At 70.8% G+C, this 23,663-nt stretch carries 21 protein-coding genes; 18 read left to right on the top strand and 3 right to left on the bottom strand.

Annotation, left to right across the window (positions count from 1 at the left end):
* Window positions 1–86 precede the first annotated feature (86 nt).
* From ASD59_RS02240 to ASD59_RS02210, 7 genes are all read left to right on the top strand, one after another.
* Window positions 87–1,700 (top strand): response regulator, encoded by a 1,614-nt coding sequence (locus ASD59_RS02240; protein WP_055827666.1) that lies wholly within the window; start codon window positions 87–89, stop codon window positions 1,698–1,700.
* A 34-nt stretch (window positions 1,701–1,734) separates the two neighbouring features.
* Entirely contained in the window at window positions 1,735–3,747 is a 2,013-nt protein-coding gene (locus ASD59_RS02235; protein WP_055827662.1) for a TonB-dependent receptor, read from the top strand.
* 53 nt (window positions 3,748–3,800) lie between these two features.
* Window positions 3,801–4,451 carry a PepSY-associated TM helix domain-containing protein gene (locus tag ASD59_RS02230; protein ID WP_055827659.1) on the top strand — a complete coding sequence of 217 codons (651 nt, stop codon included), beginning with the start codon at window positions 3,801–3,803 and terminating at the stop codon, window positions 4,449–4,451.
* Window positions 4,452–4,459: 8 nt separating this feature from the next.
* Window positions 4,460–4,966, top strand: a complete 507-nt coding sequence (locus ASD59_RS02225; RefSeq protein ID WP_055827656.1) for a DUF2271 domain-containing protein — start codon at window positions 4,460–4,462, stop codon at window positions 4,964–4,966.
* 12 nt (window positions 4,967–4,978) lie between these two features.
* The gene (locus ASD59_RS02220) at window positions 4,979–5,773 is read left to right on the top strand and encodes a DUF4198 domain-containing protein (protein ID WP_055827654.1); all 795 of its coding nucleotides are present in this window, start codon (window positions 4,979–4,981) and stop codon (window positions 5,771–5,773) included.
* Window positions 5,774–5,925: 152 nt separating this feature from the next.
* Window positions 5,926–6,840, top strand: coding sequence for an FAD:protein FMN transferase (locus ASD59_RS02215; protein WP_235561693.1), 915 nt, complete (start codon window positions 5,926–5,928; stop codon window positions 6,838–6,840).
* On the top strand, window positions 6,837–8,204 hold the full coding sequence (locus ASD59_RS02210; protein WP_055827648.1) for a sulfite reductase subunit alpha: 1,368 nt from the start codon (window positions 6,837–6,839) through the stop codon (window positions 8,202–8,204). The genes ASD59_RS02215 and ASD59_RS02210 overlap by 4 nt, the downstream gene beginning before the upstream one ends.
* 3 nt (window positions 8,205–8,207) lie before the next feature.
* Here the strand turns inward: ASD59_RS02210 and ASD59_RS02205 are convergent, their stop codons facing one another.
* Both ASD59_RS02205 and ASD59_RS02200 read right to left on the bottom strand, forming a co-directional pair.
* Window positions 8,208–8,885, bottom strand: coding sequence for a Fe2+-dependent dioxygenase (locus ASD59_RS02205; RefSeq protein WP_055827646.1), 678 nt, complete (start codon window positions 8,883–8,885; stop codon window positions 8,208–8,210).
* A gap of 7 nt (window positions 8,886–8,892) precedes the next feature.
* Complete coding sequence (locus tag ASD59_RS02200) at window positions 8,893–11,202, bottom strand: TonB-dependent receptor (protein WP_055827641.1); 2,310 nt, start codon at window positions 11,200–11,202, stop codon at window positions 8,893–8,895.
* A gap of 339 nt (window positions 11,203–11,541) precedes the next feature.
* Here ASD59_RS02200 and ASD59_RS02195 point away from each other — a divergent pair, with 339 nt between their 5' ends.
* Window positions 11,542–13,818, top strand: coding sequence for a putative bifunctional diguanylate cyclase/phosphodiesterase (locus ASD59_RS02195; protein WP_055827638.1), 2,277 nt, complete (start codon window positions 11,542–11,544; stop codon window positions 13,816–13,818).
* Here ASD59_RS02195 and ASD59_RS02190 read toward each other — a convergent pair.
* Window positions 13,815–15,038 (bottom strand): NAD(P)/FAD-dependent oxidoreductase, encoded by a 1,224-nt coding sequence (locus ASD59_RS02190; RefSeq protein ID WP_055827634.1) that lies wholly within the window; start codon window positions 15,036–15,038, stop codon window positions 13,815–13,817. The two genes, ASD59_RS02195 and ASD59_RS02190, sit on opposite strands and share 4 nt — an antisense overlap.
* Before the next feature lie 162 nt (window positions 15,039–15,200).
* Between ASD59_RS02190 and ASD59_RS14140 the strand changes: the two genes are divergently transcribed.
* The 10 genes from ASD59_RS14140 to zwf are packed head-to-tail and all read left to right on the top strand — an operon-like array spanning window position 15,201 to window position 23,571.
* On the top strand, window positions 15,201–15,386 hold the full coding sequence (locus ASD59_RS14140) for a hypothetical protein (RefSeq protein ID WP_156376894.1): 186 nt from the start codon (window positions 15,201–15,203) through the stop codon (window positions 15,384–15,386).
* 40 nt (window positions 15,387–15,426) lie between these two features.
* Window positions 15,427–15,741, top strand: a complete 315-nt coding sequence (locus ASD59_RS02185) for a YerC/YecD family TrpR-related protein (RefSeq protein ID WP_055827631.1) — start codon at window positions 15,427–15,429, stop codon at window positions 15,739–15,741.
* A 10-nt stretch (window positions 15,742–15,751) separates the two neighbouring features.
* Window positions 15,752–16,633 carry an ATP phosphoribosyltransferase gene (hisG, locus tag ASD59_RS02180; protein WP_055827628.1) on the top strand — a complete coding sequence of 294 codons (882 nt, stop codon included), beginning with the start codon at window positions 15,752–15,754 and terminating at the stop codon, window positions 16,631–16,633.
* Window positions 16,633–17,940, top strand: coding sequence for a histidinol dehydrogenase (hisD, locus tag ASD59_RS02175; RefSeq protein ID WP_055827625.1), 1,308 nt, complete (start codon window positions 16,633–16,635; stop codon window positions 17,938–17,940). The genes hisG and hisD overlap by 1 nt, the downstream gene beginning before the upstream one ends.
* Window positions 17,937–19,373: an imidazoleglycerol-phosphate dehydratase HisB gene (hisB, locus tag ASD59_RS02170; RefSeq protein WP_055827622.1), complete on the top strand. Its 1,437-nt coding sequence runs from the start codon at window positions 17,937–17,939 to the stop codon at window positions 19,371–19,373. Before hisD ends, hisB begins: the two co-directional genes overlap by 4 nt.
* A complete protein-coding gene (gene hisH / locus ASD59_RS02165; RefSeq protein WP_055827610.1) occupies window positions 19,370–19,972 on the top strand; it encodes an imidazole glycerol phosphate synthase subunit HisH in 603 nt (200 codons plus the stop codon). Before hisB ends, hisH begins: the two co-directional genes overlap by 4 nt.
* Window positions 19,969–20,700: a 1-(5-phosphoribosyl)-5-[(5-phosphoribosylamino)methylideneamino]imidazole-4-carboxamide isomerase gene (gene hisA / locus ASD59_RS02160; protein ID WP_055827606.1), complete on the top strand. Its 732-nt coding sequence runs from the start codon at window positions 19,969–19,971 to the stop codon at window positions 20,698–20,700. Before hisH ends, hisA begins: the two co-directional genes overlap by 4 nt.
* On the top strand, window positions 20,697–21,464 hold the full coding sequence (gene hisF, locus ASD59_RS02155; protein WP_055827602.1) for an imidazole glycerol phosphate synthase subunit HisF: 768 nt from the start codon (window positions 20,697–20,699) through the stop codon (window positions 21,462–21,464). Before hisA ends, hisF begins: the two co-directional genes overlap by 4 nt.
* Window positions 21,461–22,099 carry a bifunctional phosphoribosyl-AMP cyclohydrolase/phosphoribosyl-ATP diphosphatase HisIE gene (gene hisIE / locus ASD59_RS02150; RefSeq protein WP_055827601.1) on the top strand — a complete coding sequence of 213 codons (639 nt, stop codon included), beginning with the start codon at window positions 21,461–21,463 and terminating at the stop codon, window positions 22,097–22,099. The genes hisF and hisIE overlap by 4 nt, the downstream gene beginning before the upstream one ends.
* A 14-nt stretch (window positions 22,100–22,113) precedes the next feature.
* Window positions 22,114–23,571, top strand: coding sequence for a glucose-6-phosphate dehydrogenase (gene zwf, locus ASD59_RS02145; RefSeq protein WP_055827596.1), 1,458 nt, complete (start codon window positions 22,114–22,116; stop codon window positions 23,569–23,571).
* The last annotated feature ends 92 nt before the right edge of the window (window positions 23,572–23,663 follow it).

Genomic DNA, 23,663 nt, shown 5'->3' with positions numbered 1-23,663 from the left:
CAAGACAATCTCGCAAAACATTCACATACGGCAAAGCTCGCGTTAAGGGCTGCCCCCTAATCCATCCGGCCAGGCAGGAGTTGCATATGGCCCGGATCGGAGACTTCGCGAGCGCCCCGGACCCCATAGGTCCGGACACGCCCGGCGCCGCCGTTTTCGACCGTTTCCAGCGCGAGCCCGACACCCTCGTCATCGCCGTCGTCGACGCCGACCGGCGCCCGGTCGGGCTGATCGAGCGCAACACCTTCACCCTGCGGATGGCCGCGGAGTTTGGCCGCGCCCTCTACGCCAAACGGCCGGCGGCGACCTTCATGGATGCGGCGCCACGCGTGCTGGACGCCGACGCGGACGCCGACATCCTGTTCCACAGCATGGACGCCGCCAATCTGGGCGCCCTGCTGAACGGCTTCGTCGTCACCTCGGGCGGGCGCTATGTCGGCGTCGGCGCAGGCGTGCACGTGCTGCAGGCCGGCAGCGCCATTCACCGCCGCCGCGCCGAGGAGATGGGCGCCCTGATCCGCGACCTGGCCCGGGCCGAGGCCGAGGCCCGCGCCTCCAGCCGGGCCAAGTCCGAATTCCTCGCGGTGATGAGCCACGAAATCCGCACGCCGCTGAACGGTGTGCTGGGGGTCGCCGCCCTGATGGAGCGCGAACTGACCCAGAAGGCGATGAAGCCTTATGTCCGCACCATCCTGGACTCGGGCCGGAACCTGCTGCGGTTGCTCACCGACGCGCTCGACATGTCACGCGCCGAGGCCGGGCAGATGGGGCTGGAGCCCGCCCCCGTCCATCTGGATACGCTCGCCGCCGACCTGGTGGCTCTCTGGAGCCCCCGCGCCCAGGAGAAGGCCCTCGACCTGACCGTTGTGCACCAGTCCGACGGCGCCGACTGGGTCGTGGCCGACGAGATGCGGCTCAAGCAGTTGCTCAACAACCTGATCGGCAATGCACTGAAATTCACCCCCTCCGGCGGGGTGAGCGTCGTGATCTCCAGCCGCTGGCAGGACGGCGCCGTCGCCGTCACGGGCAGGGTCGACGACAGCGGTCCGGGCATAGCCGAAGACGTCGCCGAGGCCGTTTTCCAGCCGTTCAACACCGGCCGTCCGGGCCGCGAGGGCGCCGGCGCCGGCCTGGGTCTGGCGATCTGCCGTCAGATCGTCGAGAGAATGGACGGAGACATCGGCGTCGAGCGTTCCCCCAGGGGCGGGGCCCGGTTCCAGTTCACCCTCTGCCTGCCCGGCGCCGGGCCCGAAGTGCTCGCGGCCTCGGCCAGGGCGGCCGAACCTACGCCGCACGAGACCCTGCATGTCCTGATCGTCGACGACAATGCGACCAACCGCTTCGTCGCGGGGCGGGTCCTGACGCTGTTCGGCTGCACCTCCGACACCGCCGAAAACGGGCTCGAGGCGGTGCGCAAGGTCCAGGCCAAGCCGTACGACCTGGTGCTGATGGACATCAAGATGCCGGTGATGGACGGGCTCGAGGCGACCCGGGCGATTCGGGCCTTGCAGGGCTCCGTCAGCCGTATTCCGATCCTGGCCCTGACCGCCAACGCCGATCCCAGGGACGAGATCGAATATCTCGCCGCCGGCATGGACGGCGTGTCGCAAAAGCCGATCCAGCCCGACGCCCTTCTCAACGCCATCCGTCTGGTGTTCAGCGATGTCGCGGCTCGGGCCCTGGTGTCGGAAGCCGCTTGAACCCGGTCGAGCCGTCTGGCCTAGGTGAAGGTCGATGCAGATTCCCCCGCCGTCCCCGCTTCCCGATATCGTCGTCACCGGCGCCCGCCTGCCTCGGGCGGCCGGAGAGGCGGCCTTTTCGGTCATCCGCCTCGACGCCGATGACCTGCGGCGCCAGCGGAGGCTGGACGAGGCCCTGGCCGCCGTGCCGGCGGTTTCCCTGTTCCGCCGCAACTCCAGCCTGGCGGCGAATCCGACGACCCAGGGGATCAGCCTGCGCGCCATCGCCCCTTCGGGCGCGGGCCGCACCCTGGTCACGCTCGACGGCGCGCCGCTGAACGATCCGTTCGGCGGCTGGGTGATCTGGTCCCAGGTCCCCACCGAAAGCCTGTCGGGCCTCGACATCGTCCGGGGCTCGGGCGCGGGTCCCTACGGCGCCGGCGCCCTGACGGGCGTGATCGCCCTGCGCGAGCGGGATGCGGGCGCGGTGCTGGACGCCTCGGTCGCGGAGCGGGGCGGCGCCCGCGTCGCCGGCTCCGGCGCGACGGCGCTGGGCCCGGTGCGAATCGTCGCCTCGGGCCTGTACGAGACCAGCGACGGCTACGTCCCCGTGCGCGGTTCCGCGGCCGGCGCGGCCGATACGCCGCTGGACCTTGAGGTCCGCAGCGCCGCCCTGCGCGCCGACCTGCCTCTCGCGGAGGCCGTGGTCTCCCTTCGCGCCGCCGCCTTCGAGGAGGACCGCGGCTCCGGTCTTGGTGGCGCCCGCGCCACCGCCAGCGGGAACAGCCTGTCGGCCACCGCCGCCCTGCGGCCCCGCGCCGACCGCCCCGGCTGGCGGCTTCAGGCCTGGCGGCGCGAAAGCGATCTGGCCAACACCTCCGTCGCCGTCTCCGCCGATCGCACATCGACCACGCCCGCCAACGACCAGTATGAGACGCCCGCCGCCGGGTGGGGCGTCAACGCCGCCCTGCGCCGCATCGCCGTCAGCGGCGTGGCCCGGGTCGAATGGGAGCTGGGCGCCGACGCCCGGTTCAACGAGGGCGAGACGCGGGAGCGCTTCCGCTACATGGCCGGCGCCTTCACCCGCGACCGGGTCGCGGGCGGCGAGACCTCGGTCGCCGGCGTCTATGCCGAGGGCTCGTGGGACAGCGGCCCGTGGCTGGCCGCCGGCGGTCTGCGCTATGACGGCTGGCGCAACGAGAACGGCCGGCGCCTCGAGCGCGACCTCGCCACCGGCCTGCCGACGCTGGACGAAGGCGATCCCGACCGTTCCGGCGAGGTGGTCAGCGCCCGTCTCGCCGTGCGCAGGGACATGGGAGGCGGACAGTCTGTCCGTCTCGCGGGCTACACAGGCTTCCGTCCCGCCACCCTGAACGAGCTGCACCGCCCCTTCCGGGTCGGCAACGACCTGACCGAGGCCAACGCCGCGCTGGCGCCCGAACGGCTAACCGGCGTCGAAACGGGCTGGGCCTGGGCCGGCGAGCGCGTCTCCCTCACCGCCACCGCCTTCTGGACGCGGATCGAGGACGCCATCGTCAACGTCACCATCGGCGCCGGCCCCGGGACCTTCCCCCGCGCCGGCTTCGTGCCGGCGGGCGGGGTCCTGCGCCAGCGCCGGAACGCGGGAACGATCGAGGCGACCGGCGTCGAACTGGACGGCCGCTTCGAGCTGAGCGACGCCCTGTCCCTGCACGCCGCCCTGTCCGCCACCGACGCCCGCCTCGACGGCGGCGCCCCGGCGCCTCAACTGACCGGCCTGCGTCCGGCCCAGGCCCCGATCTGGAGCGCCGTCGCCGCCCTCGACTGGCGGCCCGTCGAACAGCTGACCCTCGCCGCCGACCTGCGCTGGGAAAGCCGCCGGTTCGAGGATGACCTGAACAGCCGCGTCCTCGACGCCGCCGTCACGGTGAACATGCGCGCCGAATGGGGGGTTTCACCGTCGGCCACCCTCTGGCTCGCCGCCGACAACCTGTTGGACGCCGACGTCGAGACCGGCGAAACCGGAACCGGCGTCAGCAGCTTCGGGCCGCCGCGCACCCTCTCCGTCGGCGTCAGACTGTCGCGCTGAACCGTTCGGCCGGAGCCATTGCAAATCGTTCGCAACTTCGGCACAAGCCACGGGTGACCGAACCCGCCGCCCCTGCCAAGCCAAAGCCGGCCCTGAACGCCAGGCGCTCGTTCTGGCTGAAACAACTGCACCAGTGGCACTGGATCTCGGCGGCTCTCAGCCTGATCGGCCTGCTGCTGTTCGCGATCACGGGCGTCACCCTGAATCACGCGGCCCAGATTCCCGCGACGCCGGCCACGGTCGAGCAGACGGGCCAGCTGCCCGCCCCCCTGCTGGCCCGCCTGTCCGCCCTGCCAGAGGACACCACCGACCCCGTGCCCGAGGCCGTCGCGCGCTGGGCCTCGGAGACCTTCAAGGTCCAGATCGCCGACCGTCCCACCGAAACCACGGCCGACGAGGTCTATGTCGCCCTGCCCGAGCCCGGCGGAGACGGCTGGCTGACCATCGACCGCGCCACCGGCGAAGCCCTGCGCGAACGCACCACGCGCGGCGCGATCGCGTGGCTGAACGATCTGCACAAGGGGCGGAACACGGGCGTGGTCTGGTACTGGTTCATCGATGTCTTCGCCGCCGCCTGCATCGTCTTCGCCATCACCGGTTTCGGCCTGACCTTCCTGCACGCCCGCCAGCGCCCTTCGACCTGGCCGCTGGTCGGCCTCGGTCTGCTGATCCCCGCCGTCATCGCCCTTCTGTTCATTCACTGAGTTCTCCGATGCGCCAGCTTCCCCTGATCCTGACCACCGCCGCGGCGGCCGCCGTCGCCGGCCCCGCCCTGGCGGGCGACATCACCGTATCGGTCGAGATTCCGCGCCTGTCCGTGGCCGCCTATCACCGCCCCTATGTCTCGGTCTGGATCGAGCGCCCCGACAACACGGCCGTGCGCACGCTGGCCGTCTGGTACGAGGTCTCCAACGTCGCCGAGGGCAGGGACTGGCTCAAGGACATGCGCACCTGGTGGCGCCGCGGCGGCCGCTCCCTGACCCTGCCCATGGATGGCGTTTCCAGCGCCACCAAGGCGCCCGGTCGTCACGCCGTCAGCGTGCCGGGCGCCCGCCTGCGCGACATGCCCGCCGGCGACTACGTGATGGTCGTCGAGGCCGCCCGCGAACTGGGGGGACGCGAAGCCGTCCGCGTGCCCTTCCGCTGGGGCGCCGCCAACACCGCCCGCGCCTCGGGCACCACAGAACTGGGCGCCGTCAGCGTCACCGTCACCCGCTAAGGAACCTGCACCATGAAGAAGCGCATCGCCCTCCTCGCCGCTCTCGCCGCCTTCGCCCTGCCGATGTCCGCCCAGGCCCACCGCGCCTGGCTGGCCCCGACCTCCACCGTCCTGTCGGGCGCCGAGGCCTGGGTCGGCTTTGACGCCGGCATGTCGAACGGCGTCTTCATCGCCGACCACGCCGCGATGAACATGGCCGGCCTGGTCATCACCGCCCCTGACGGCTCGACCGCATCTCCCGTCAACGCCATGACCGGCAAATACCGTTCGACCTTCGACCTGCACCTGACCCAGGCCGGGACTTACCGGATCGCCAATGTCTCGGGCGGCGTCATGGTCACCTACAAGCAGGGCGGCGAGGCGAAGCGCTGGCGCGGCGCCGAGGCTGACATGGCCGCCGCCATTCCGGCCGACGCGACCGAGGTGGTCGCGACCCGTTCGAACAGCCGCACCGAAACCTTCGTCACCTTGGGCGAGCCCTCGGCCATCACCCCGACCGGTGAAGGCGTCGAACTGGTCCCCGTCACCCACCCCAATGACCTCGTCGCAGGCGAGCCGGCCACCTTCAAGCTGGTCCGGGACGGCCGGCCGGCCGCCGACCTGGACGTGACCATCGCCCGCGGCGGAACCCGCTATCGCAACAGTCCCGAAGAGATGACGGTCCGCACCGGGGCCGATGGATCCTTCACCGTCACCTGGCCCGAAGCGGGGATGTACTGGATGAACGCCTCGATCCGCACGCCCGCCTCGGGTTCGCAGATGGCCTACAACGCCGCTTACAACGGCGTCGTGGAAGTCCTGCCCTGACCGGAGCTCCTCCGCGCCCGCACGGCGCGCCGCCGCCGATCACCCTCGGCGAGCCGGCGGCGCAGCCGGAGAACCGCGTCCTGATTCCGACCCATGGCCGGACGCCGGCGCTGCCGACCTCCGACCGGATCTGGGACTTCGCGGGCGAGACCATGGGCACGACCTGGGCGGTGCGGCTGGTCCCGCCCGCGGGTCTGGACCGCGCCGGCTTCCAGACCGCGATCGAGGAGGAGCTGGCGGCGATCATCGCCCTGTTCAGCCACTGGGACGCGACGTCTGAACTGGCCCGGTTCAATGCCGCGCCGCCCGGATTCTGGGCCGTGTCCGAACCCTTCTGGGACCTTCTGAACCGCGCGCTGGACCTGGCGGACGACACCAACGGCTCGGTCGATCCAACCCTGGGGGCCCTGGTCGACCTGTGGGGCTTCGGCCCTCAGGGCCCGCGCCCGGACGTTCCGTCAGACGATGAGATTACGGCGGCCCTGTCCGTCAGCGGCTGGGGCGCCCTGCGTCTCAACCGCGAGGCCCGCGCCGTCCAGCAGCCGGGCGGCCTCAAACTGGACCTGTCCGGCATCGCCAAGGGCCACGCCGTCGACCGCGTCTCCGAACGCCTGACCGCCCTGGGCGCCGTCCAGCATCTGGTGGAGATCGGCGGCGAGCTGCGCGGCGCCGGCGTCAAGCCGGGCGGCCATCCGTGGTGGGTCGAGCTGCAGCAGGCGCCGGGAACGCCGGCCCCGCGCACCGCCGCCGCCCTGTTCGACATGGCGGTCGCCACCTCGGGCGACTGGGTCCGCCGGTTCGAAAGCGGCGGCCGGATCTACAGCCACACCATCGACGGCGGCACGGGCCGACCGGTCGACAACGGCGTCGCCTCGGTGACTGTCCTGGCCGAGACCGCCCTGTACGCCGACGCCATGGCCACGGCCCTGACCGTCATGGGGCGTTATGACGGCCCGGCCTACGCGGACGCGCTGAACATCGCCGCCGCCTTCGTGGTGCGGACGGAAACCGGGCTGATCGAGATCGTCTCGCCGGCCTTCGCCGCCATGGCCGCCGAGGGCGCGTGACCGGCGATCCGGTTCGCTGGCTGTGGACGGCCGTCGCTGTCGGCCTCTGGCTGCTGGTCGTCGCCGCCGTCGCCTGGAGCCGCGCCCGCACCCGCCGGGCCGCCGCCGCCCGTACGCACGCGCTCGCCTCGGGCGGCGACGCCGTCACCGTCGCCTTCGCCAGCCAGACCGGCCTCGCCGAGGAATTGGCGTGGATGACGGCCCGCAGCCTGTCTGAGGCCGGGACAAGCGCCCGCGTCACGCCTCTGGGCGAGATGAACGCCGCCGCGCTCAGGGCCGCGACCCGGTTGCTGATCGTCGCCTCCACCACCGGCGAGGGCGACGCCCCGGACGGCGTGTCGCGCTTCGTGCGCCAGACCATGGATGCTCCCGTCGACCTGTCCGGCCTCGCTTACGGCCTCCTGGCGCTCGGCGACCGCACCTATGCCGACTTCTGCGGCTTCGGCCGCGCCCTGGACGGCTGGCTGCAGCGGTCCGGGGCCGAACCCCTGTTCGACCGCGTCGAGGTCGACGACGGCGACGCGGGCGCCGTTCGGCACTGGCAACATCAGTTGGGCCTGCTGACCGGAGCCACGATCCACCCCGACTGGACGCCGCCCGCCTACGACCGCTGGACCCTGGTCGAGCGCCGCCACCTCAATCCCGGCAGCCCGGGCGGCGAAGCCTGGTTGCTGGCTTTCGCCCCCGACGGGCACACGCCGGCCTGGGTCGCGGGCGACATCGCCGAAATCGGCCTGCCCGCCCGCGCCGACGGAACCGACCCCGGCAGCCGTGAATACTCCGTCGCCTCCCTGCCGGACGACGGCCGGGCGGAATTCATCGTCCGGCGGATGATCCGCCCCGACGGCTCCCCGGGCCTCGCCTCGGGATGGCTGACGCATGATCTCGCGGTGGGCGATGCCGTCGACATGCGCATCCGCCCCAACCGGAGCTTCCACGGCCCCGCGCCGGGGACTCCCCTGATCCTGATCGGCAACGGCACGGGTCTGGCGGGTCTGCGCGCCCACTGGAAGGCCCGCGGGGGTCAGCCGCACGGCGGCGTCTGGCTGCTCTTCGGCGAGCGCACCCGCGCCCATGACGCCTTCCTAGACGAGGAGCTTCAGGCGGCCGTCATGGCCGGCGACCTGACCCGCCTCGACCGCGCCTTTTCGCGCGACGCCGGGGATGGCCGCTATGTCCAGGCGCTGATCGCCGAGCATGGCGACACGCTCAGGGACTGGGTGGACCGCGGCGCGGCCATCCATGTCTGCGGCAGCCTCGAAGGCATGTCGAAAGGGGTGCAGACCGCGCTCGCGGACGTCCTCGGCGCCGGGCGGCTAACCGAACTGACCGAAGCCGGGCGTTACCGCCGCGACGTCTACTGAGGCTCAGGCCTCGGCCCAGCGTCGCAGCAGGTTGTGATAGACGGCCGTCAGTTCCAGCACCGCCGGGTCCTGCGGCCCCCTGTCAGTGCTGACCCGCTGGATGGCCACATCCAGCCGGAACAGGGTCTCGCGGTCCGCATCGTCGCGCACCAGACTCTGGATCCAGAAGAAGCTGGAAACACGCGCGCCTCGCGTCACCGGCGTGACCTCATGCAGGCTCTTCGACGGATACAGCACCAGATCGCCCGCCGGCAGTTTGACGCTCTGCGGGCCATACATCTCCTCGATCACCAGTTCGCCGCCGTCGTAGTCGTCCGGCTCCGACAGGAACAGGGTCGCCGACAGGTCGCTGCGGATGCGGATCGCGCCCCGCTGGCGGATGGCGTTGTCGACATGCAGGCCGAACCGCTCTCCGCCCTCATAGCGGTTGAACAGCGGCGGGAAGACCGTGTGCGGCAAGGCGGCCGAGACGAACATCGGATTGGCGTTCAGCGCCTGCTGGATCACCGCCCCGACCTCGCGCGCCTCGGCGCTGTCCTCGGGCAGTTGCCGGTTGACCTTGGCCCCCGCCGACTGGTGGCCCGAGGTGACGTTGCCGTCTACCCACGGCCCGGCGTCGAGGCGCGACCGCAGGGTCGCGACCTCGTCCCTGGTGAAGACGCCGGGGATGTGGAGCAGCATGGTTCGTTCAGTACCTCAGATTCAGCGTCAGGATAGCCTGCCGCGCCGGCGCCACGTCGGCGTGGTGCACGCCGTTGGTGCGCAGGATGTACGCTTCATCGGTCGCGTTCTGGACGTTGAGCTGCAGCGAGGCTGCGTCGGTCAGGTCGTATGAAGCGAACAGGTCGAACCGGGCGTAGGCCGGCGCATGGATGCGATTGGCGCCGCCGCCGGCCCCGCCCTGGTTGCCGCCGAAGCTGTCCGACACATAGTAGGCGCCGCCGCCCAGGCTGAGCGCAGGAGTCACCCGCCAGGTCGTGAACAGGCTGAAGGCATGCTCCGGGGTATTGGCCAGCGGGTCGCCGACATTGACGTTGTTGTAGGCGCCGGAGACCAGTTCGCTGTCCATCCAGGTGTAGCCGCCGAACACCTGCCACTGGCGGGTGATATTGCCCGAGACGCCGAGCTCGATCCCCTTCACCTCGGCCTCGCCCGCCTGTTCGAACACACCGGGCGACACCTGGATCTGGGCGTTTTCGCGCTTCAGCATGAAGGCCGCCGCCGACACCGCCAGACGGTCGTTGAACAGATTGGCCTTGGCGCCGACTTCGAAATTGGTCGTTTCTTCCGGCTCCAGAACGGTGCTCAGCAGGTTGCCCGTTCCCGTGCCGCCCGAGGCGTTCTGGTCGCCGGCCGAGATCGTCGGCGGCGTCGAGGCGGTGGCCCAGGACACATAGACGCTGGAGTTCGCGCTCGGCTTGAACACCAGCCCGACCTGGTAGTTGACGAAGTCCCACGCCCGTTCCGGCAGGACCACGATCCCCGGCGTCGCCGCATTCTGCGCGTTCAGGGTCCAGACGCCGTTCGCCTGGGTCCCGGTCAGATTGGCGCCGTTGACGGTGTACTGGTCCCAGCGCACGCCAAGGTTCAGGATCAGAGTCGAGGTCAGGCTGACGCTGTCCAGCGCATAGACGCCGACGGTGTCGGTCGTGTTCCGGCTGATCGGGCCGCGGTTGATCACGCCGGCCCAGGCGTCGTCCGTGTTCGGCGCATACACCCGCGTGCAGTCGCCGGCGCCCAGATTGGCCAGGTTGGCGGCCGACATCACAAAACCGGTCGGGCAGGCCGAACCCGCGGTGGTGAAGGTCGAATACGACGCGTTTCGGTTTCTCTCGGTGGCCAGTTCCAGCCCCAGGTCGAACTCATGACCGACGCCGCCGGTCCGGAATGACCCGCGCAGGTCGGTGACATTGGCCACCGTGGTCACCGGATTCCAGCGCGACTTGGTCGCGCGCTTCATCCAGTACTCGCCGTTGATCCGCTGGGCCGGACCGCCGTCGCCGGGGTTGGTGACGATGTAGTCGTTCAGCGTCTCGGAGTAGCGGCTGACGTTCCGGAGGGTCAGATTGTCGTTGAACGCGTGCTCGAAATCGAAGGTGAAGGTGTCGACCGTATTGGTCAGATAGTCCCGGTCGTCGAGCCCGTAGAAGCTGCTGTAGGGCACATCCAGAATGCCGCTGTCGGTCGTCCGCACGCCGATCTTTGTGAACAGCGGGATGCCGTAGTCGGGCATCTGGTGCGCGGTCAGGTGATAGTAGCTGAACGTCCCGGTCGTGGCCGTTCCCAGACCCGCCGCCACCGACAGTCCGAGGCCCCATTTGTCATAGTCGACCGTATCGCGGCCCGGCACGTCGCCCTGCGACCCCATCAGGTTGATCCGCAGGCCGGCCGTTTCGCCGAGGCTCCAGTTCTGGTCGATGGTCGCCCGCACATAGCCGTCCGTCCCGACGCCGAGTCCCAGACGGGTGAAGTCGGTCAGCCGCGGGGCCTTGGAGCCCAGGTTGATGCTGCCGCCGCCCGAGCCGCGCCCCGCATAGACCGAGTCCGGCCCCTTGATGACCTCGACCTGTTCGAGGTTGAACACCTCCCGCTGCTGGCCGCCGCTGTCGCGGATGCCGTCGACGAAGACGTTGTTGCCCGACGACTGGCCGCGGATGAAGGGCCGGTCCGCCAGCGGCTGGCCCCCTTCGCCCGCGCCGAAGGTGATGCCCGGCGAGGTGCGCAGGATGTCCTGCAGCGAGGTGGCCGCGGTCTGTTCGATGATCTGTTGCGGAATGATGGTGATGGAGCGCGGGGTGTCGACCAGGGGGGCCACGAATTCAGAGCCTGTCGGCTCACGCTTCACCGGTTGGCCGTCGACCGTGATGGTCTCCAGGGTCGTCGCCTCCTGGGGTTCCCCTTCGGGGTCCGGGCCGGCCAGCGCGGGACCCGCCATCAGCATCCCGGCGGCGCTGGAGGCGAACAGAAGGGCGCGAAGGGCGTCGGCGCGGGAGGTCATGGGGCGTTCCGGAAGGCTTAAATGCGATCCGCTCGCATTATCAGCTTCACTGACCCGCGCAATGAGAATTGCGAATAAGTCGCAATATTGTTGATTCTCCCGGAGGCTCGAACGTCTTCCTGACCGGTTCGCAATCTTCGGGTGCTCGCCCTCGGTCGTTCACCTCGCCCGGCGGTGATTTACCTCGGTTTCATCTTGATTTCCTACAAGCGTGAGGATGCGTGTCCCGCTCGCCCTTTCAGTTGCGTCCGTATACGCCCGTCCGACGGCCGCCGGAGGCCCCGCCGCGAGACCGCGCCGCATGATGTCCGGCGATGTCCGGGCAGCGGCGCCCGCGCCATGACGCTGTCCGGAGCGACCCACGGCCGTCTGACCTTCCGCAATCTGCGGACCCGTCTGACCGTGCTCTACATGGGTTTGTTCGGTCTCGCCCTGAGCCTCAGCGCTGTCGCGGTGGTCACCGCCGTGACCAGCAGCGCGCGTCATACGGCACGTGAGGAAATGGCCGCCGCCGGCGCGGTCTATGGCCGGCTGTGGGACAATCGCTCGGACCTGCTCCGTCAAGCCGCGGACGGGCTGGCCGGGGACGACGGCTTCCGCCAAGCCGTCGCCGCCGCCGACACGCGGGCGGTGCGTCAGGCCCTGGAAGACCTGCGGGCCCGCCAGGGCGTCGACGGGGTCCTGGTCCTGGGGGCCGACGGCCATGTCGTCACAGCCGGAATTCATCCCGACGCCGCCGCTCTCGACGCCCTGTTCAGGGGCCTGGAGTCGGGGACGATCGAGACAGGCGTCCTGACCATCGGCGGCGCGCCGTTCCAGGTCGTCGCCGCGCCCGTCGATACGGCGGCGCCGAACGGCTGGATCGTGTCCGCGGAGCGGCTGGATGCGGCTCAGATGCGCAATCTCGAACGCCTCTCCGCCATCGCGCTCTCGGCCGCCGTCGTCGTGACGCCGGCGCGGTCCGCTCCGGAGGGACAGCCGGCGAGGGTCCAGACCGGCGAAGGGCCTTCCCTGCAACTGGCCCACCCCCTGCCCGGCTTCGATCCCGGGGCGAGGGCGGCCCTCCTGCTGACCTATCCCCTGCATCGGGTCATGGAGCCCTATGAATCGCTGTTCCTCTGGCTGTTGTGCATCGGCAGCGCCGGCCTGGCCCTGCTCATGGGCGGCGCCTGGGCCCTGTCGCGCGGACTGACCCGGCCGATCACGGCGCTGGACGAGGCCGTCCATCGCCTGCAGCAGGGCGAATACGTCGAGGCGCCGGTCACCTCCGACGACGAAATCGGCCGTCTGGCCGCCAGCTTCAACGCCATGATCGGCGATCTGAAGGACCGGGAGGCCCGGCTGACCCACATGGCCCTGCATGATCAGGAGACGGGTCTTCCCAACCGCCTGTCCCTCGAACGTCAGGCCGGCGCCCATGCCGACGCCTGGGTGATCCTGTTCGGGGTCGACCGGTTCGAGGTCGTCCGCAACGCCATTGGCTACGACTCAATGGCGCGGCTTCTGGCCGCCCTCGGCGCGCGGCTTTCGGCCCTGGCCGACGGAGCGCCCATGGCCCGCGTCGGCGCCGGCGCGCTGGGCCTGATTGTCGTCGCGACGGGCAAGGTGCAGGCGCTGGAGATGGCCGAGCGTCTGGCAGGCGCGGCCCAGGCTCCGATCAACGTCAATGGCGCGCCGGTCGATATCGCCCTGACCGCCGGCGTCGCCGGGCACGGCGCGGCCGGTTCCGACCTGATCTCGCCCGTCGATCGCGCCGCCATCGCCCTGGACCAGGCCCGCGCGGCCCGGCGCACGGCCGCGGCCTTCGACGAGGCCGCCTATGGCGATCCGGGCGGCAACCTGTCGCTGATCTCCGAACTGATGACCGCGCTCAGCGACGGCGAGGTCGCCCTCGCCTATCAGCCGAAATACGATTTCCGCGCCGAGGACGTCACCGGCGTCGAGGCCCTGATGCGCTGGACCCACCCGCGCCGCGGCGTCGTCTCGCCCGACCTGTTCATCGGCATGGCCGAGGAGACGGGCCACATCCGCCCCCTCACCGAATGGGCCATCCGCCGCGCCATCGAGGACCAGAAGATCCTGGCCGCGTCCGGCCATGTCCTGACCGTCTCGGTCAACATCTCGGGCCGCCTGCTCTCGGACGAGAATTTCGCGGACTTCGCCGTCAACGAGGTGGCGGCCTCGGGCGCCGACCTCTGTTTCGAGATCACCGAGACGGCGGTCATGGACAACCCCGAAATGGCCCTGCGCATCGTCGACCGGTTCGCCGACGCGGGCATCTCGGTCTCGCTGGACGACTATGGCTCGGGCCTGTCGTCCCTGACCTATCTGAAGCGCATCCGCGCCGACGAACTGAAGATCGACAAGAGCTTCATCCTCGGACTCGACGAGTCGGCGCGCGACGGCCTGCTGGTCAAGTCGACCATCGACCTGGCGCACGGCCTCGGCCTGAAGGTGACCGCCGAGGGGGTCGAGACGCCGACCGCCCTGGCCCTGTTGCGCGGCATGGGCTGCGACATGGCCCAGGGCTATCTTATCGGCCGCCCCGTGCCGATGGGCGCCCTTCTGGACCGCTTGGCGGCCTCGGCCGAGGGGGCCCGGGCCGCCGTCCGCTAGTCCGCCGCCACCGACTTCATCGACACCGAGGGATCGGCCAGCTTCGCCGCGTCGACGGGCGTCGCCTTGCCGATCATCATCCGCCCGGCCATGAATTCGGCCGGCGCATTGACGGCCTCGACGCACAGGATCCGGTCGCCCGCGAGGTGGAAGACGGCGAACGACGCCCCCGCTCCGGTCACGCCCGGATCGCCGCGGACGATCTGTCGATCGGCCCCGTCGGGCAGGCCTGCGATCTGAAGCTTGAGGTCGTACTGGTCCGACCAGAACCACGGAACCTCCGGCGTCGGCCCTGGCCGGCCGACGATGGCCGAGGCCGCCTGTTTGGCCTGCTCCAGGGCGTTCGGCACGCTCTCCAGACGATGCCGCCGGCCGCCGTGCACCGGAACGGGCCGGAAGGTCATGTCGCCGACGGCCCAGATGGCCGGGTCCGACGTTCGCGCCTGCTCATCCACCACGACGCCGTTGTCGCAGGCCAGACCCGCCGCGCGGGCCAGCGCGTCGCGGGCCAGGGCGCCGACCCCGACCAGCACCGCATCGGCCTCGATCAGCCGCCCGTCCGCCAGTCGAACGCCCCCGTCCTCGAAGGCCGTGACCTCCGCCCCGGTCAGGATCCCGACGCCCTCCGCGCGATGGCGGGCGGTGAAGAAGGCCGACAGGGTCGCCGACGCCACCCGCGCCAGCACCCGGTCCAGCAGTTCGATCACCACGGCCTCGGCTCCCAGCGCCCGCGCCGAGGCCGCGGCCTCGAGCCCGACATAGCCGCCGCCGACGATGGCCAGCCGCCGTCCGGGTCCCAGCGCCGCCTTCAGCCGTTCCGCATCGGCGAGGGTCCGCAGCTCCAGCAGGTCAGGCCGGTCCGCGCCCGGAATCGCCAGCCGCCGCGCCGTCGATCCGGTGGCCAGGATCAGGGCGTCATACGGTTCGACGGTCCCGTCGGCGAAACTGACGGTCCGCGCCGCCGGATCGATCGCCGTCGCGGTCACGCCGGTCCGCAGCTCGATCCCGTGTTCCGCATAGAAGACTTCGGGCCTCAGCAGCAGCGCCTCGAGATCGGCCTCGCCCTTCAGCCACGCCTTGGACAGCGGCGGCCGCTGATACGGCGCCGCCGGCTCCTCGCCCGCCAGGACGATGGGACCCTCGTGACCATACTGACGCAGCAGCGCCGCCGCCGTCCCGCCCGCGTGTCCCGCGCCGATGATGAGCACCCTGTTCGCCATTCAGGTCCTGTAGCCGGTTTTCCGGGCGGGCCGCAGCCGCCTCGCTGACCGGGTTAGGGGAAACCCGCGCGCCGGAAAACCCCGACTCTCCGGGAAACCAACAGGCGGGTCCGCTGTTATGATCGGTACCCGACAGATCGGGCAGTATTCAGTTCAGTTCCGATGAAGATCCCTCCCGAGTCCCCCTCATTTTCCAGCGAAGAGATGGAGGCCGCGGCCGAAGCCCTGAAATGGCAGGCCGCCTCCGCCCGCGCGGCCGGCGCCAAGCACCGGGCCCGCCTTGTCGATCAGCTCACGTCCCAGGCGCTCGACACCGCCTCGGACGACGACGTCCAGACGCCCGCCTGAGCCGCTTGACTGTTCCACTGTTACAGCTTAGTGGAACGCAATGAACGACAAACCCTCCAGCCAGGCGCTCGACGCGGCCGCCGACGATCGCATCGCCCTTTATGACGCCCTGCTGTCCCTGCGTTCGCGGGAAGAGCTGGACGCGTTTCTGGCCGATCTCTGCACCCCGTCGGAACTGCGCGCCTTCGCCGAGCGCTGGGCCGTCGCGCGCCTGCTCGACGCCGGCGGCAAATCCTATCGCGAGATCGCCGCAGAGGCCCAGGCCAGCCCCACCACCGTCGTCCGGGTCGCCCGGTTCCTGAAAGAGATGCCGCACCAGGGCTATCGCCTCGTCCTCGACCGCATCAAAGCCTGAGTAGAAAACCATGAGCACCGTCCAGGGCCGGCTTCGCATCGCCGTCCAGAAATCCGGCCGCCTGTCCGACCGCAGTCTCGACCTCGTCCGCGACGCGGGCCTGCGCGTGGTCAAGGGCAACAACGACCTTCTGTACCGGGTCGAGAACTATCCCATCGACCTGCTGCGCGTCCGTGACGACGACATCCCGACCTTTGTCGCGGACGGCGTCTGCGATCTCGGCATCGTCGGAGAGAATGTGCTGGAGGAGGTCCGCAACGGCGGCCCGGTCGCCGAGGTCCTGATGCCGCTCGGCTTCGGCCGCTGCACCCTGAAGATCGCCACGCCCCCGACCCTGGCCTACGACGGCCCGGCGTCGCTGGACGGCCTGCGCATCGCCACCTCCTATCCGAAGATCCTGCGCCGCTGGCTCGACGCCCGGGGGGTCCAGGCCGACATCGTCACCATGCGCGGCGCCGTCGAGGTCGCCCCGCGGCTGAAACTGGCCTCGGCTATCTGCGATCTCGTCTCCACCGGCGCGACGCTCGAGGCCAACGGCCTCTCGGCAAAGGAAACGGTGCTGGACAGCCAGGCGGTCCTGATCAAATCGCCGGTCGCCCCCGAACCCGGCCTGCAGCACCTGCTGGACAGCATCGTCGAGCGCATGGCCGGCGTGGTCTCCTCCCAGGGCGCCAAATACGTGATGCTGAACGCGCCCCGCTCGGCCCTCGACGAGATCACCGCCATCCTGCCGGGGGCGGGCGCTCCCACCGTCATGCCCCTTTCCGGCCGCGACGACGCCGTGGCCGTGCATGCGGTCTGTCAGGAGGCCGTCTTCTGGGAAACCCTGGAACGGCTGAAGGCCGCCGGGGCCTCGGCCATCCTCGTCCTCCCCATCGAGAAGATGATGTGATGAAGCGTTTCGACTGGAATGCGCTCGACGCCGCCGGCCGCGCCGCCGCCCTGGCCCGCCCGCAGCAACGCGCCGAGGCTCGCGTCGTCGACACGGTGCGCGAGATCCTCGAGGATGTCGCCGCGCGCGGCGGTCAGGCCGTCACCGACTGGAGCGTCAGGCTGGACGGCGCCCCGCCCCGCCGCATCGCCCTGACGTCCGACGTCGTCGCAGCCGCGCGCGACCGGCTGCGCCCCGCCGACACCCGTTCCATCCGCATCGCCGCCGAGAACGTCCGCATCTTCCACGAGGCCACGCGCCCGGAGGACTCGAACTGGGTCGAGATCACCCCCGGCGTCCGCTCGCGTCTGGTCTGGCGGCCGCTGCAATCGGCCGGCCTCTATGTGCCCGGCGGTTCGGCTCCCCTGTTCTCGTCCCTGCTGATGATGGCCATCCCCGCCGTCGTCGCCGGTGTCGGCCGCCGCGTTGTGGTGACCCCGCCGTCGAAGTCCGGCGAGCCGCACCCGGCCATGATCTACGCCGCCGCCGAGGCCGGTCTGGATTCGCTCTGGCTGATCGGCGGGGCCCAGGCCATCGCCGCCCTGACCTTCGGCGCCGAACTGGAAGACGGAACCATCGAACCCTGCGACAAGCTGTTCGGCCCCGGCAACGCCTGGGTGGCCGAGGCCAAGAAACAGGCGGCCTCCCGCCCCGGCGGCCCCGCCGTCGACATGCCCGCCGGCCCCTCCGAACTGCTGGTCATCGCCGACCGCCGCGCCGATCCGGTCCTCGCCGCCGCCGACCTGCTCAGCCAGGCCGAGCACGACGCCGACGCCCAGGTGGTTCTGGTCTGCGACAGCGAGCGGATGATCGACGAAATCCTCGCCGAGGTGGAAGAACAGCTGCCGTCCCTGCCGCGCGCCGACATCGCCCGCGCCTCCCTCGCCGAGGGCCGGGCCATCCGCGTCGCCGACCTCGACACGGCCTGCGCCGTCGCCAACGCCTACGCCCCCGAACACCTCGCCCTCCAGACCGAGGACGCCGACCACCGCGTGGCGCAGATCACCGCCGCCGGCGCCGTCTTCCTCGGCGCCTGGGCGGCCGAGACCCTGGGCGACTACGCCGCCGGTCCCAGCCACGTCCTGCCCACCGACGGCGCCGCTCGCACCCTCGGCGGCCTGACGACCGCCAGCTTCATGACCTCCATGTCGGTACAGAGCGTCACCGAGGCCGGGGCCGCCGAGCTGGCTCCGATCGCCGCCCGGCTGGCCCGGCTGGAGGGTCTCGAGGCCCACGCCCGCGCCGCCGATCTGAGGACCGGCGAATGAACAACCTCCCCGCTCCCTTCGCCCCTCTGGTCGCCGGCGGCGACGGCCTCGACCGCTATCCGGCCGAACCCCGCGCCCTCGCCGCGCGCATGGCCGAGGTCTATGGCGTCCCCGCCGACAGCGTCCTGCCCGTGCGCGGCCTGACCCACGGCCTCGAACTGGTCTTCCGCCTCGCCGCCCGCGACGATCAGGCGGTCGAAGCCCCCGACGCCGAGCCGTACCGCACCCTCTCCGGCCTGTACGCCGCGCCGCCCGCGAGCGCGCCCGTAGCCGCCGTCATCGTGCGCGCCCTCGGCTCGCCCGAGGCCGTGGCCGAAATGGCTGAACGCGTCGCCCCCGCCCTGCTGGTGGTCGACGAAGGTCTGGCGGAGTTCGCGGACGCCGCCTCCGCCGCGACCGTCGTCGCCGACCACGCCAACCTGATCGTCCTGCGCAGCCTGTCGCTGGCCTACGGTCTCGCCGGCGCCCGCGTCGGCGCCGCCCTGGCCCAGCCCGAAACTCTCGCCCGCCTCGCGTCTGTGCTGGAACCCTGGGCCGTGCCCGAGGTCTCGGTGCGCCTCGCCCTTCAGGCCCTCGACCCGTCGCGGATGATGGAGAGCGGCGAACGCCTCGCCGCCGTCCGCCGCGAGCGCGAGCGGCTGGTCAAGACGCTGGGCCGCGAGATGGCCGTCGAGCCCGGCTTCGGTCCCGTCATCATGGCGCGGCCCGCCGACCCTGACGCCGTCGTCGCCGCCCTCGCCCGGCTGGGCGTCGCCGCCGACAGGGCCGGCGAGCGCGTCCGCCTGCCGGTTTCCGCCAGGGTCGAGATCAACGACCGGCTTCTGACCGCCCTGGGTCTCGGCGCCGTCTCCGGTCGCCCGCACCGCACCGGCCAGGCCGTGCGCGACACGAAGGAGACCCGCATCGTCTGCGCCGTCGATCTCGACGCGACGGCCCCCATCTCCATCGCGACCGGCGTCGGCTTCTTCGATCACATGCTGGAACAGGTGGCGACCCACGGCGGCTTCTCCCTGCGCCTCGCCTGCGAGGGTGATCTGCACACCGATCCCCACCACACCATCGAGGACTCCGCCATCGCCCTGGGGCAGGCGTTGAAACAGGCGCTGGGCGATCGCCGGGGCATCGCCCGCTACGGATTCACCGTGCCGATGGACGAGGCCAACGCCTCGGTCTCCATCGACCTGTCGGGGCGGCCCTATCCGGTGTTCGAAGGGACGTTCTCGACGCCCTTCATCGGCGACTACCGCACCGACCTGACCGCCCACGTCTTCCGCTCGCTCGCCGAGGCCATGGGGGCGGCGGTCCACGTCTCGGTCACCGGCGTCGACGACCACCACAAGACCGAGGCCGTCTACAAGGCCTTCGGCCGCGCCCTGCGCCAGGCCATCCGCATCGAGGGCGACGCCGTGCCCTCGACCAAGGGCGTGCTGTGAGCGAAGTCGCCATTCTCGCCTATGGCGCGGGCAACGTCGCCTCGGTGCAGTTCGCGCTGGAGCGTCTGGGCGCGACCGTGCGCCTGACCGCGGACCCCGCCGCCGTCGCGGACGCCGAACGGCTCATCCTGCCCGGCGTCGGCGCCGCCGGCTACGCCATGTCCCGGCTCCGAGACCTGTCGCTGATCGAGCCGATACGGGCGTTTCCCCGGCCTCTGCTGGGCGTCTGCCTCGGTCAGCAACTGCTCTTCGAAACAAGCGACGAAGGCGGTTCGGTGGATCTGCTCGGCCTCATCCCGGGTCAGGTCCGGCCCCTGACCCCCGGCCGTGGTCTACCTGTCCCACATATGGGATGGTCGCGACTGTCCCGGCTCAGGGACGACCCGCTTCTGGACGGCGTCGAGGACGGCGCCTGGGCCTATTTCGTGCACGGTTTCGTTTGCCCGGACGGGCCGGCGACTCTCGCCCGCGCCGACTACGGCGGCCCGGTTCCGGCGGTGGTCCGCGCCGGGAACCGCTGGGGCTGCCAGTTCCACCCCGAGCGCTCGGCGGCGGCCGGAGCCCGCATCCTGAACAATTTCCTGGAGCTTCCCGCGTGATCGTCTACCCCGCCATCGACCTGCGTGAAGGCGTCTGCGTCCGGCTGATGCACGGGCGGTTTGACGCCGTAACCCGCTATGACGACGCCCCGGCGGCGCGCCTCGCCGGCTTCGCCGCCTCGGGCGCGCGGTGGGCGCACATCGTCGACCTCGACGGCGCCGAGGCCGGCCGCGCCATGCAGCACGCCCTGATCGGCGAGCTGGCCGGCGCGGTCGATATCCGCATCCAGTCGGGCGGCGGCGTCCGCTCCGCCGACGATGTCCAGGCCCTGCTGGACGCGGGGGTCGCCCGGGTGGTGGTCGGGTCGCTGGCGGTGTCGCAGCCCTGGACCGTCGCCGACTGGCTGACCCGGTTCGGCCCGGACCGCATCACCCTGGCCATCGATGTGAAGGCGGACGGCGACCGCTGGGCGCCCGCGCTCAAGGGCTGGACCGAGGCTGCGGAGGTGGACCTGTGGGCCGCCCTGGACCGCTACCCTCCCGGTCTGTCGCGTCACCTTCTGGTCACCGACGTCGGCCGCGACGGCGCCCTGACCGGTCCCAATATCGATCTGCTGGGCGAGATCGCCCGCCGCCGGCCGGACCTGAAGGTCCAGGCCTCGGGCGGGGTGTCGCAACTCTCCGACCTGGCCGCCGCCCGCAACGCCGGCTGCGACGGCGTCATCGTCGGCCGCGCCCTCTACGAAGGGCGCTTCACGGTCTCCGAGGCCGTGGCGGCGACGGCATGACAGCTCGCCGCATCATTCCCTGTCTCGACGTCAAGGACGGGCGCGTGGTCAAGGGCGTCCGCTTCCACGGCCACACGGACATGGGCGACGCCGCCGAACTCGCCGCCCGCTACCGCGACCAGGGAGCCGACGAACTGGTCTTCTACGACATCACCGCCAGCCCCGAGGGCCGCACCCTCGACTACGGCTGGGTCCGCGACATCGCCCGCCTGCTGGACATCCCCTTCAGCGTCGCCGGCGGCATCCGCTCGGTCGATCAGGCCGCCCGCTGCCTCGACCACGGCGCCGACAAGGTCTCGATCAACTCCCCCGCCCTCGAACGCCCGGAGCTGATCGGCGAGATGGCCCAACGGCTGGGCGGCCAGTGCGTCGTCGTCGGCGTGGATTCGAAGCGCGCCGGCGACGACTGGTTCGTACATCAGTACACCGGCGACCCCGAGGCCAGCCGCGGCGCCGGTCGCCGCACCCTGGACTGGATCGTCGAGGCCCAGACCCTCGGCGCCGGCGAGATCGTCCTCAACTGCATGGACGAGGACGGCGTCCGCCGCGGCTACGACATCCCCCAGCTGGCCGCCGCTCGCGCCTGTCTGACCGTTCCGCTGGTCGCATCCGGCGGCGCCGGCGCCCCGGTCCATTTCCTCGACGTGTTCGAACAGGCCGACGTCTCCGGCGCCCTCGCCGCCAGCGTCTTCCACACCGGGACCCTGGCCATTCCCGACCTCAAGGCGTTCCTCTCGGACGCCGGGCAGGAGATAAGACTGTGATCGACCCTGCGACCCTCGATTTCGACAAGTCCGGCGGCCTGATCCCCGTCGTCGTCCAGGACGCCGCCACCCTGCAGGTGCTGACGCTCGCCTGGATGGACCGCGCCGCCCTCGAGGAAACCCTCGCCTCCGGCGAAGCGACCTTCTTCTCCCGCTCGCGCGGCGGCCGCTGGCGCAAGGGCGAGACCTCGGGCGACCGGCTGCACGTCGTGTCGATCACGCCCGACTGCGACGCGGACTCCCTGGTCCTCAAGGTCCGCCCCGTGGGCAACGCCTGCCACCTGAACCGCATCAGCTGCTTCGGCGACGAGGACGCGCCCGGTCTCGGCCGCATCGCCCGGCTCGAGGCGACCATCGCCGCCCGCGCCGCGGCCGACCCCGCCGAAAGCTGGACCGCCCGCCTGCTGTCCGAAGGTCCCAGGCGCGCCGCGCAGAAGGTCGGCGAGGAGGGCGTCGAGACCGCCCTGGCCGGCGCCGCCGGGCCGGATTCGGAACTCGCATCCGAGGCCGCGGATTTGGTCTATCACCTGCTGGTGCTTCTTCGCGCCCGTAACATGGTGTTTCAGGACGTCCTCGACGTCTTGGCTCAACGGGCGGAAGCGGCCAGACAAAAGCCCGGTCCAGCCGGGACCTGAACGAAGGAGAGCGCATGGCGGCCCTGGTGCTGTTCGGCGGCGGCGGCGACCTCGCCATGCGGATGCTGCTGCCCTCGCTCTATTTCCTCGAGCACGACGGGCTGCTGCCCGACGGCCTGAAGATCATCGGCGCGGCCCGTTCGGACGAAAGCCGTGACGAATACGTCGCCAGGGTCCGGGCCGCGGTCGAGGGCAAGGCCCAGGCCGACGACGCCTGGTCGGACGCGGCCTGGACGCGCATGGAGGCCCGCCTCGACTATCTGGCCGTCGACGCCACCAGCGCGGAAAGCCTGAAGCCGCTCAAGGACAAGGTCGGCGACGGCGCCTGCACCAGCTTCCTCGCCGTCTCGCCCTCGCTCTACGCCCGCATCGTCACCGCCATGCGCGCCGCCGGCCTGGCCGAATCCGACGACCGGGTGGTTCTGGAAAAGCCGGTGGGCCACGACCTCGAGAGTTTCCGCGAGATCGACGACGCGGTGGCCGACGCCTTCTCGGAACAGCAGGTGTTCCGCATCGACCACTATCTCGGCAAGGAGACGGTCCAGAACCTCATCGCCCTGCGCTTCGGCAACACCATCTTCGAGCCGCTGTGGAACAACCTCTCGATCGACCATGTCCAGATCACGGTCGGCGAGACCGTCGGCGTCGGCGACCGCTGGCCCTATTACGACGAGTACGGAGCATTGCGCGACATGCTCCAGAACCACATGCTCCAGCTGCTCTGCCTCGTGGCCATGGAGCCGCCTTCCGACCTCGACCCGGACTCGGTGCGCAACGAGAAGGTCAAGGTTCTGCGCTCGCTGCGCCGGATCAGTCCCGAGGAGGCCGAGCGCGTCACCGTGCGCGGCCAGTACGTCGCCGGAACCGTCGAGGGCAACCCGGTCAAGGGCTATGACGAGGAACGCGGCGCGGCCTCCGACACCGAGACCTTCGTCGCCATCCGCGCCGACATCGACAACTGGCGCTGGGCCGGCGTCCCCTTCTTCATGCGCACCGGCAAGCGCCTGCCCGAGAAGCGCACCGAGATCGTCATCCAGTTCAAGCCGCTGCCGCATTCGATCTTCGACAACGACCGCGGCCAGGTGCAGGCCAACCGCCTCGTCATCGCCCTGCAGCCCGAGGAAGACATCTCCCTGTCGGTGATGAACAAGAAGCCCGGACTGGATCAGCGCATGCAGCTGCAGCCGATCCAGATGTCCCTGTCCTGGGGGCAGAACGACAAGGACGCCAGGCCGCCGCGCCGCCGCATCGCCTATGAGCGGCTGCTCCTCGACGCCCTGAACGGCGACTCCACCCTGTTCGTCCGCCGCGACGAGGCCGAGCAGGCCTGGAAATGGGTCGACGAGGTCTCCGAGGCCTGGCAGGGCGCGGCCTTCAAGCCGAAGGACTATGCGGCTGGAACCTGGGGCCCTCAGGAGGCGGAGTATCTCCTCTCCCGCACGGGCCGCCAGTGGAACACGGGCGATGCGTGACGTTTTCCTTTTTTGTCCGTCATGCTCGGGCCTGGCCCGAGGATCAGAGGCGACGGCGAGAGCGTTGTCTGCCGGTCAGGCGCGGAGCGACG

The sequence above is a fragment of the Brevundimonas sp. Root608 genome (assembly GCF_001427825.1).
Taxonomy (GTDB): Bacteria; Pseudomonadota; Alphaproteobacteria; order Caulobacterales; family Caulobacteraceae; genus Brevundimonas.
This window is presented reverse-complemented; position numbering and strand designations above follow the sequence as displayed.